Origin of the sequence: Inquilinus limosus MP06 (assembly GCF_000767795.1) — a bacterium.
Lineage (GTDB): Bacteria > Pseudomonadota > Alphaproteobacteria > DSM-16000 > Inquilinaceae > Inquilinus > Inquilinus limosus_E.
Map to the genome: position 1 here is coordinate 1 of NZ_JANX01000749.1, position 2459 is coordinate 2459.

Annotated in this window: 4 protein-coding genes; all 4 read left to right on the forward strand. The window is 71.2% G+C overall.

Annotation, left to right across the window (positions count from 1 at the left end):
- A partial coding sequence (locus tag P409_RS31825; RefSeq protein ID WP_034848047.1) for an NAD(P)/FAD-dependent oxidoreductase occupies window positions 1–500 on the forward strand: 500 nt, incomplete at its 5' end.
- Between the two features lie 7 nt (window positions 501–507).
- Window positions 508–1512: a 4-hydroxyproline epimerase gene (locus P409_RS31830; RefSeq protein ID WP_034848050.1), complete on the forward strand. Its 1005-nt coding sequence runs from the start codon at window positions 508–510 to the stop codon at window positions 1510–1512.
- A gap of 138 nt (window positions 1513–1650) precedes the next feature.
- Window positions 1651–2019: a DUF423 domain-containing protein gene (locus P409_RS31835; protein ID WP_034848053.1), complete on the forward strand. Its 369-nt coding sequence runs from the start codon at window positions 1651–1653 to the stop codon at window positions 2017–2019.
- 45 nt (window positions 2020–2064) lie between these two features.
- Entirely contained in the window at window positions 2065–2295 is a 231-nt protein-coding gene (locus tag P409_RS31840) for a sulfurtransferase TusA family protein (protein ID WP_034848057.1), read from the forward strand.
- Window positions 2296–2459 lie beyond the last annotated feature (164 nt).

The window sequence follows — 2459 nt, forward strand, 5'->3', positions numbered from 1 at the left end:
TCGTGGTGTCCGCCGGAGTGTGGTCGCGCGAGATCGTCCGCCGCCTGGGCCTGAAGGTGCCGCTGGAGACCGAGCGCGGCTACAACACCACCATCCCGGAGGCGCCGCTGAAGCTGCCGATGCCGGTGGTCTTCGCCGATCACGGCTTCGTCGCCTCCCCCCTGTCCGACGGCCTCCGCATCGGCGGGGCGGTGGAGCTGGCGGCGGTGGACGCACCGGCCAATCTGGCCCGCGCCCGGGCGCTGCGGCAGAAGGCCCGGCGCTATCTGCCGGCGATCCCGGAGACCGGCGGCACCGAGTGGATGGGCTGCCGCCCCTCCACCCCCGACAGCCTGCCGGTGATCGGCCCGCATCCGCGCGACCCGCGCATCGTCCTCGCCTTCGGCCACGGCCATCTCGGCCTGACCCTGTCCGCCACCACCGCCCGCCTCGCCGCCGGCTTCCTGTCGGCCAACGGCCCGGCGGATCCCGGCCCCTTCGGCATCGACCGCTTCCAGTGAGCCCGCCATGACCAAGAGCAGCTTCTTCTGCATCGACGCCCACACCTGCGGCAACCCGGTTCGCGTCGTCGCCGGCGGCGCCCCGCCGCTGCAGGGCGCGACCATGAGCGAGAAGCGCCAGCACTTCGTCGCCGAATACGACTGGATCCGCACCGGGCTGATGTTCGAGCCGCGCGGCCATGACGTGATGTCGGGGTCGATCCTGTACGCCCCGACCCGCGACGACGCCGACGCCGCGATCCTGTTCATCGAGACCTCCGGCTGCCTGCCGATGTGCGGCCACGGCACCATCGGCACGGTGACGGTGATGGTCGAGGAAGGGTTGGTGCGGCCGAAGACGCCGGGCCGGCTGCGCCTCGAGGTCCCGGCCGGCATCGTCGACGCGGAGTACGAGCAGGACGCCGCCGGCCACGTCACCTCGGTGCGCATCCGCAATGTCCCGTCCTTCCTCTATAAGGAGAAGCTGGAGTTCGAGCTGCCGGGAGTCGGTCCGCTGGTGGCCGACATCGCCTATGGCGGCAACTTCTACGCCATCATCGAGCCGCAGCCGGGCTATGCCGACCTGGAGGCCCTGTCCGCCGGCGAGATCCAGCGCCTGTCGCCGATCGTCCGCCGGGTGGTGAATGAGCGCTTCGACATGGTGCATCCGGAGGACCCGACCATCCGCGGCCTGCGTCATGTGCAGTGGACTGGCAAGCCGAAGCACCCGGAGGCGCATGCCCGCAACGCCGTGTTCTACGGCGAGAAGGCGATCGACCGGTCACCCTGCGGCACCGGCACCTCGGCCCGCATGGCCCAGCTGGCGGCGCGCGGCGATCTCAAGACCGGCGACGCCTTCGTGCATGAGAGCATCATCGGCAGCCTGTTCCACGGCCGGGTCGAGGGCACGGCCAAGGTGGGACCGTTCGACGCGATCATCCCGTCGATCGCCGGGCAGGCCTGGCTGACCGGCTACAACACCATCTTCCTCGACGACCGCGACCCCTTCGTCCGCGGCTTTACGGTCATGTGAAGGCGGCTGCAGCCCGGCTACTGTGACCTCCGGACGATTCGCGGGGCTTTTCGGAACACTGACACCGTCATTGCGAGCGCAGCGAAGCAATGACGGTGCTGGGTTTTGGAAAAGCCTGCCATGGGTGGGGAGAACGGAATGATCGACCGGGTGCTTCTGATCGGGGCCGGGCTGCACGGCATGGTGGCGGTGGCGATGGGCGCCTTCGCCGCCCACGGCATGGCCGATGCGGCGCCGGAGCGGCTGGGCTGGGTGCACACCGGGGCGCAGTACCAGCTGGTGCATGCCGTCGCCCTGCTGGCCCTGGCCCTGCTGGGCGCGCCGGGCGGGCTGCGCTGGGCGGGCTGGTCCTTCCTGGCCGGCGCCGTGATCTTTTCCGGCACGCTGTACCTGATGGCCTTCGGCGCGCCGCGCTGGTTCGGCGCCATCACCCCGATCGGCGGCGTGCTGCTGATCCTGGGCTGGGGTCTGGCCGCGCTGGCCGCCTTCCGCCTGGCGGAAAGCTGAGGCCGGAACCGTTGGCCGCGGCCGCCGCCCGCGCTAGGGTTCGCCATGGCTGATTTGGATCTCGACGCGCGCGACCTGATCTGCCCGATGCCGGTCCTGAAGGCGCGCAAGGCGCTGCAGGGGCTGGCACCGGGCCAGGTGCTGGACGTGCTGGCCACCGACGCCGCGGCGCGCAAGGACTTCCCGGCTTTCTGCGACGCCACCGGCCACGTCTTGGTCGCGGTGACCGAGGAGGCCGACGGCGCCACCCGCTACAGCATCCGCAAGGCCGGATAAGGCAGGACGGGCATGGACACGCTGCTCTTCACCCACCCGGCCTGCATCGGCCACGACACCGGCCCCGGCCATCCCGAACGGCCGGACCGGCTGCGGGCGGTGCTGACGGCGCTGGAGGATGAGAGCTTCGCCCTGCTGCAGCGCCGCGAGGCGCCGGAGGCGAC

Excerpts from the sequence above, each read along its gene's own strand:
- P409_RS31830 (WP_034848050.1), top strand. The coding sequence starts at position 508 with ATGACCAAGAGCAGCTTCTTCTGCATCGACGCCCACACCTGCGGCAAC.
- P409_RS31835 (WP_034848053.1), top strand. The coding sequence starts at position 1,651 with ATGATCGACCGGGTGCTTCTGATCGGGGCCGGGCTGCACGGCATGGTG.
- P409_RS31840 (WP_034848057.1), top strand. The coding sequence starts at position 2,065 with ATGGCTGATTTGGATCTCGACGCGCGCGACCTGATCTGCCCGATGCCG.